General features: G+C 57.5%; 4 protein-coding genes. 3 read left to right on the top strand and 1 reads right to left on the bottom strand.

All coding sequences use genetic code 11. The features are described from left to right. Window positions 1-358 precede the first annotated feature (358 nt). Window positions 359-1,699: an esterase-like activity of phytase family protein gene (locus JJL52_RS20295; protein ID WP_202054346.1), complete on the top strand. Its 1,341-nt coding sequence runs from the start codon at window positions 359-361 to the stop codon at window positions 1,697-1,699. A 480-nt stretch (window positions 1,700-2,179) separates the two neighbouring features. Here JJL52_RS20295 and smbP read toward each other — a convergent pair whose 3' ends face one another. Beyond that, a complete protein-coding gene (smbP, locus tag JJL52_RS20290) occupies window positions 2,180-2,512 on the bottom strand; it encodes a small metal-binding protein SmbP (RefSeq protein WP_202054345.1) in 333 nt (110 codons plus the stop codon). 1,029 nt (window positions 2,513-3,541) lie between these two features. On the opposite strand from smbP, the gene JJL52_RS20285 reads away from it, so the two are divergent. After that, the gene (locus JJL52_RS20285) at window positions 3,542-5,167 is read left to right on the top strand and encodes a hypothetical protein (RefSeq protein ID WP_202054344.1); all 1,626 of its coding nucleotides are present in this window, start codon (window positions 3,542-3,544) and stop codon (window positions 5,165-5,167) included. Between the two features lie 24 nt (window positions 5,168-5,191). Further along, window positions 5,192-6,856: a PKD domain-containing protein gene (locus JJL52_RS20280; protein ID WP_202054343.1), complete on the top strand. Its 1,665-nt coding sequence runs from the start codon at window positions 5,192-5,194 to the stop codon at window positions 6,854-6,856. Window positions 6,857-7,232: the final 376 nt, after the last annotated feature.

The raw sequence follows: 7,232 nt of genomic DNA, 5'->3' as shown, positions 1-7,232 counted from the left end.
TTATACAGGAATTCCCGTTTGAAAAACACAATGGGATAATACAAGGATGGGCTGAGGCACGAAGCCCATCAATCGCGAACGATGCCCTAAAGGGCACTCGGTGCGATGCGCTTCGCTATCGCTCAGCAAATCCTACGCTTGTCTTTGAAACAACCCTCGTAAGATTCGATTCCACAACGCGCAACCGGTTTTCAAGGTTATAACCCGCGTAAGGCGGAATGCGCCGGCGGTTCCGCCGGATGACGCCTGTAAAGGGATGGCTAAAGAAAAAAGCCGATTGCCGTTCGGCTTCTGTCATAAAAAGTTCATATCCGAATGTTAAAAAATTGATTCCTTTCAAATAATTGGATACTTTTTTATGAAAAAAGCCTTGTTGTTTCTCTCTTTGTGCGGCGCGCCGGCGATTTGCGCGGCCAATCCGCAGTTATTGGCCATCGGCAGTTTGAGCGGTCAACACGACCTCTCCGGCTTAACAGGCGCCCTGGAAAACGGCGTGGACAGCGCCGATGTGCTCGGCGGCATTGGCTCCGGTCTGGCTTATGCCGGTAACAATACCTTTTTGGCGCTGCCCGACCGGGGGCCGAACGCGACGGCGTGGAATAGCGACGTCGACAACACCACCTCCTATCTATCGAGATTCCATACCCTTTCAATGCAGCTCATCGACACGCCGTCCAATGGCCTGCCGATGACCTTGACGCCCGCTTTAGAAAGCACCACCCTGCTGTTCAGCCCGGCATCCTTGACGTACGGCACAGCCGTTCCCGCCATCAACACCCATAACCGGCATTTCTTCAGCGGACGCTCGGACAATTTCGGCGAAGGGGTTTCCACCAATCCCCGCCATGCCCGTTTCGATCCGGAAGGCATTCGCGTGGGGCATAACGGCAAGGTTTATATTTCCGACGAATACGGTCCCTACGTCTACGAGTTCGACCGGTTAACCGGCAAACGCACACGGATTTTCTCGCTGCCGTCCGCATTCGATGCACACGACTTGAGCGCCAAAGGCGGTGACGAAATCAACCTCAATACCAGCGGCCGGGTTGCAAATAAAGGCATGGAGGGCCTGGCGATCACCCCGGACGGCAGCACATTAATCGGCTTCGAGCAAAGCCCGCTGATCCAGGACGGCGGTGACGGCGGCAGAGCGAACCGGATCGTGACGATCGACATCGAGACCGGTAAAACCCGTCAATACGTTTACGACAACCATTTGGCCGATACGAACAAAAACTATAACAGCAGCGAAATTCTGGCGCTCAACAGCCATGAGTTCCTGGTGCTGGAACGCGACGGCAAAGGACTGGGCGACGGCAGCAAGGCCGTCGTAAAACGCTTGTATAAAATCGACCTGAAAGGCGCCACCGACATCGGCCCGCTGAAGGTCAGCGGCGAAAGCAGCCTGCTGCCCTTTGCCGTAAATAAGTCGTTATTCCTCGACATCACCCAGGCATTGCAGACCTACGGTATCGACGTTAAAAACATTCCGGCCAAACTGGAAGGGGCCGCGTTCGGAAGCGATGTAGTTTCCAACGGCACCCAATACCATACCTTATGGATCGCTAACGATAACGACTTTCTGCCGGGCGTCGCCGGCGACAACCGGTTTTTTGTCTTCGGCTTCACCGATCAGGATTTACGCGATTTAAGCGTGCAAGACGGATTGGTAGCGCAGAAATTCGACCATCGCCGATAGTTATACTGAAAAAGGCAGAAAAACCCGGATTGAAATCCGGGTTTTTCGACATGCGCCGCCGCGGCTTTTTCAAAAAGTCCGTAATTCGGCGGATGGGCTGAGGCTCGAAGCCCATCGATCGCGAACCATACCCGAATGGGCGTCCGGTGCGATGCGCTTCACTTCGTTCAGCACATCCTACGATCCTCCGGCGGCCGGTTACCTCAAACGTTAGTCACCTAGGTTGGGCAACGGGTTTATCGTTGCCCAATGTTTTCACATCCCCTGCCAATGTCGGCAGGCGAGTCTGAATGACGTTGGCGTTTCAAAACGTCTAAAGTCGGGCATAAAAAGCATGCCCGATCTACGTTGTTGTGTCGGACGGCCTAAAGCCGATGAAAGATCGGGACGGGATTGAAGCCCGTCCGCGGGGAAGGCGGCAGAGATCGACGGAGCTTTCAGCACTGTAGGTCGGGCAGCGCGCATGCCCGGCCTGTGCGGTTAGCTGTTTCCCGCCTTCAGGTGCGAGACGGCTTCTTCGGCATGCTGTGCGGCAACTTCGGCATGATCCTGCTTGCCGTGCGCAATCGCTTCTTCCAATGCTTTAATGCCGGCGGTCACATGGCTTTTGGCTTCGCCGCTGGCGGCGCTTTCGGCTTGCTGGGCATGCTTGAGCGCGTTTTCCGCATGATCGACCAGTTGCGGCGCATGCCCGGCTTTGCCGTGGGTCAGCGCATGTTCGGCGTGTTTCAGCGCTTCGGCGGCATGCTCCTCGGCAAAAGCGCCGGTACTTGCAAACAATAAGGCTGCGATAATCGCAATGTGCTTTTTCATAGGTTCACCTGAATAGAGTATGAGGTTTAATTCGAAAATAACGGGACGCCAGACAGAGCCGATTCGTTGCAGGACGGTTTGGGGTTCTTATCGGCGGCAGGGCTTTGGCATCGTTTGCCGTCGAAATTTAATAGTCAATTTATATGCCAATATTTAATTGTATGATTTTAAATGCAAATCTGAATTGCAGGCCGCATGCGCTGCTGGATGCCGGACAGGGATTGCTGGCATCCTGCCCGCCGGTCAGCAGGGTCGTGCGGTACGGTGAAGCCGCCGTTCCCTCTGCGCTTCAAAGTACAAGAAATGATGAATTCATACCGCGCGCCGGCGGCATCGCTTTATCCCTCACCCCACTTAGGGTTTCGTTAAAAAACACCTCCCCTTTGAAAAAAGGGTTTCGTCAACAACACCTCCCCCTTTGAAAAAGGGGGATCGAGGGGGATTTGTTTGATAAATTTCCCCTAACCCCTCGGTAATCGCTCCTGCATCCGTACAGTCGTCTTTTTCAAAGAGGGGGACTGAGCGTTTCTTTTCAAAGGGGGAGTGAATAAACCCGCTTTTCATAACAATCAACTCCGGAAAGTTATCTTCTACCGGATCCTTAACGCCGGAGTGCCGGGAGTGCGCCTGTGCTGCCGAGGAGTCCAAAGCTTGCTTTGAACTTACTTTGAACGCCGTATTTAGGCGTGATCCAAAGCAAGCTTTGGACTCCTGCCGGCCGGGTATCGGATCAGATTGTTCGATGGATATAACGCCGAGTGCAGAGCGCGGGGACGATCAGGGCTCTATTTCAGGAAGTTGTCTTTAGCCGCATCCTTTATGAAAAAGCATTGGTGATACAGCAACAGGAGGTCAGCAGCGGCTGCTTCCAGAGCAACAGCCCGGAAGCGGAATTTCAAATAAATATTTCATATTATCAGTATGTTACATATTGGCATGCTTTTTTCTTGATATTGGGTTCAGCCGTAGACTCCGATCTCGGCATCTGCCCGGATTCATTCGAATCAATATCATTTGAGGATATGCCTTATGAAAAAATCACGACAATTGGCTTTTGCCGTTTCCCTGCTGGCCGGCGCCCAGTCCGCCAGCGCCTTGACGCCCTGGACCGACGGCGCCCCGGATCTGATCGTTTATACCTCCGGCGGCGCGGCCCAGGACCAGGCCATTACCCGGGTCGTCTCGGCCACGCTGGCGGCGCCGGGCACCCTGGATACGTTCAGTGACGTTTCGGGTTCCAGCATCGGCGGGCGCTGGCAGTCGTTCTATTTTACCGGCAACGCCAATTTGCCCGGCGGGCTGGCCGGCAAGAAAATCATTCTGGAAAAACGCTCATACGGCGCCGCGGGCTATGGCGTCGTCCCGCTGTTTGCCAACAACGGCGACGGCCTGCCTTTGGAACACCTGAACATCGTCGGACTGGGCCAGGCCGACTGGGAGGTGGATGGCGCGGAAGGCGGCAAGAAGTGGAAAAAAACCATCAGCCAGGCCAATGCTTCCACGTATTTGACCAAAGTCGTTTCCGACGGCGGCTTTTTGGGCGTCGATCCCGATATTCTGCTGAAACCGAATACCGAAAATTACCCCGAGCAGGTCAATGAAGTCATTACCGGCGCGCCGGAACCCGATTGGCCTCTCACTTTGAACCAGGTGCCCGCAGGATTTACCCAGGTGCCCACCGGAGGCTTGGTGTACGGCCTGGCGGTAACCGAGGAACTTTACAGAGTCTTGCAGGCCGCGCAGAAAAGAGCCGGCTCGCTGCCTGAGGCGGTAACGGTCGGCGCTTACGATGCCGGTTCGCTGCCGAATCTGAACCGTAATTTCGTGGCTTCGCTGCTGGCCGGCAAAATCGCGAGCTGGGAGCAGGTCAAGATCGTCGACAAAAACACCAATCAGGCGGTCAGTTTGGTCGACGTGGCGGCCGACGCCGGCATTGCGGCGCCGTTCACGAACGGCGACGGCAAAACGCCGGTCGGCGTCAGCCGGCGTAACAAAGGCGCGGCGATCGGCGCGGTCGCTTACGCCAAATTCCTGAATTATCCCGGCACCGCCAACGCGAATAAGCCGGCGGACAACACGCCGGACGGCGATGAAGACATTGCGGCCCCGATCGTGAAGTCGCCCGGAGGCGTCAATGCCACCAATAACCTGCTGAAAGACTGGAACAACGGCACCAACGCTTCCGGTTTGAATCCGGGATTGCAAAAAATCTGGGGGATCGCGGTCAATAGCGGCGACAGGGATGCGGGCGCCAATCCCTGGCGCTACGTGAAAATCGACGGTTTTGCGCCGACCATCGAAAATGTCGCGGCCGGCGTCTATCCGCATTGGGCGGAAGGCGTCGTGCTGTACCGTACCAATAAGTCCGGCGATTCGCAATGGACGGATAAAAAGGCGCTGCTGAAAGCGTTCGCGGACGATCTGGGCAGTCCGACCGTTGCCAAAGCGGTGAATGCGACGCTGCCTTTCGGCATCAGCGGCATCTTTGCGACGACGAAAGATCCGCGCGGCTTTACCGCCTCGATTCCGTTCAATCCCGACAATCCCGTGGTTCCGTTGACCCATTTCTGCGAGGCCACCGGTTCTACGCAGACCGGTATCGTTCCCGTGGCTGACGACCAGGCCGCCGGCGGTCTGCAAATCCAGTTGAAATAGGCCGGCAGATTCGAGGAATTCAAGATGACTTTATTATCTACGCGTTATACGGAGCGGCTTTTTTCGCCGTTCCCTGATATAGGGCCGGGAGCTGGCGCCGGCGATGCTTCATGGCGATTCGGCGGCTTGTTGCGGCTGGTGGTTGTCGGGCTTTTAACGCTCGCCTTTGCGCTGTCCGTTTCGCCGGTGGCGGAAGCGGCCAATAAAAAGCCCAAAGCCAAGATCGCCAAGGTCGTGCCGGTCAACGAAGGCGAGGCCGTGACGCTCGACGGCAGCCTCAGCGCGGATCCGGAAGGCGGCGCCCTGAGCTATGCCTGGCTGCAAACCAAGGGCTCGCCGAGCGTCACGATCAATGGCGCCGCTACGTCCAGGCCGACCCTGACCGCGCCGCCGATTCAAAAGACCGACAAACGCACCAAACCGGCCAAGTTCACGTTTCAATTGACGGTTACCGACGCCGAGGGATCGAGCGCGGCCAAGACGGCCGTCCTGACGGTGAAGCCGCTGAATGCGCCGCCGGTTGCGAACGCGGGCGCCGACTTCAGCGCGAGCCTTTCGGAAAACGTGGCGCTGGCCAGCCTGAGCACCGATCCCGATGCCGCGCGCGGCGGCCGGATCGTCAAGTATCAGTGGACGCAGTTGAAAAGGCCCGGCGCTCCCAAAGTCAAATTGCTTAACGCCAAAAGCGCCGCGGCATCGTTCGTAAGCCCGGCGGCGCCTGCGCAATTGGAGTTCCAGTTGACCGTGACCGACAACGACAATGCGAAGGCGACCGATACGGTCATTGTAACGGTCGCCGACGTGCAGCCTTTGAACGCGGCGTTCTCGCTGGATAAAAAGACGCTGGCTCCGGGCGAAACGGCGACTGCCGGCGCTTCCGGGATTAGCGGCGGCAAGGGGCCTTACAAAGTCAAATTCGAATGGGGCGACGGCTCGGCGGCCGAAGAGATTCAATTGAACGCCGGCGAAACTTCGAAAATCCGAAGCCATCAGTATGCGAACGCGGGCAGTTTTACGCAGAAAGTCACCGTGATCGATGCGAACGGCACGCAAAAAGCCGGTCCCGGCGAAACCGTGACTGTGGCCGTGCCGGCGCTGGATGCCGCGTTGAGCGTCACTTCGACCGCGCTGACGAAAGGCGGCCAGCTTACGGCGCAAGCTTCGGCGATTACCGGCGGCACGGGCCCTTACACGGTGGCGTTCGCTTGGGGCGACGGTAGCGCGCCGACACAGGAAACCCTGGGCAACGGCGTCACTTCCAAATCCGTCAACCATGTCTATGCCAATGCGGGAGCTTACGACTTGACGATTACAGTTACGGATACGGCTGGCGGCAGCAAGGCGCAGACGTTCCGGATTACCGTGTCCGAACAGCAAGCGTCGGCTTTGGGCGGAACGCTGAATCTGACGCAGGCGACCGTCCCCTTCAATACGCCTGTCGAGGCGAAGGTCGCCATTACCGGCGGCGCCGGGCCCTATAAGGTGACGCTCGCCTGGGGCGACGGCCAAAGCGACGGCCCGACGCAGTTGAATCCGGGCATCGCGTCCGCGACCGGCAGCCATTTCTACGGACTGGTCGGCGGTTATACGATCACCGCGACGATCACCGACGCGAATAACGCGACGAAGATCCTCACCGCCAATGCGACGATCAACCCGGCCGATGCGCCGCTGGCGGATTGCCAGTAGGCAGGAGGTCGACAGGATAGGACCGGCCGATTCGGCGGCAGGGACGCGCCAGGAGAAAACGCGGATACGCCGCAACGGCATCCGCAAGTTCTCATAAAGACCGGGACGGGTTCTCCGGCTCGGCTCTGTCACTGTGTTTTCAGGGGGGAGAGCACACGCAGCGTTCCGGCGCCGTGCCGGAATTTCAGTCAAGCATGCGGTTCGGGGACGCGCCTTCCGTCCCGGTCCGCATCGCCTCTTCATGGCGTGTACCGGCGCCATTTCCCGCCGGTACACGCCAAAACCGCATCCGGGCTGTTGATCTATCAACAGCCTTTCAGCAGCCGCTGCTGCCAGGGCAGCAGATAAATCCAATGTCCGGATAAAAACGCTTTGC

Origin of the sequence: Candidatus Methylomicrobium oryzae (genome assembly GCF_016745425.1) — a bacterium.
Lineage (GTDB): Bacteria > Pseudomonadota > Gammaproteobacteria > Methylococcales > Methylomonadaceae > Methylomicrobium > Methylomicrobium oryzae.
Note: the sequence above shows the minus strand (reverse complement) of the source record. Positions and strands in the feature narration are given on the sequence as shown.

What these genes read in the sequence shown, in the direction of transcription:
- JJL52_RS20295 (WP_202054346.1), top strand. Translation starts at nt 359, where the DNA reads ATGAAAAAAGCCTTGTTGTTTCTCTCTTTGTGCGGCGCGCCGGCGATT.
- JJL52_RS20285 (WP_202054344.1), top strand. Translation starts at nt 3,542, where the DNA reads ATGAAAAAATCACGACAATTGGCTTTTGCCGTTTCCCTGCTGGCCGGC.
- smbP (WP_202054345.1), bottom strand. Translation starts at nt 2,512, where the DNA reads ATGAAAAAGCACATTGCGATTATCGCAGCCTTATTGTTTGCAAGTACC.
- JJL52_RS20280 (WP_202054343.1), top strand. Translation starts at nt 5,192, where the DNA reads ATGACTTTATTATCTACGCGTTATACGGAGCGGCTTTTTTCGCCGTTC.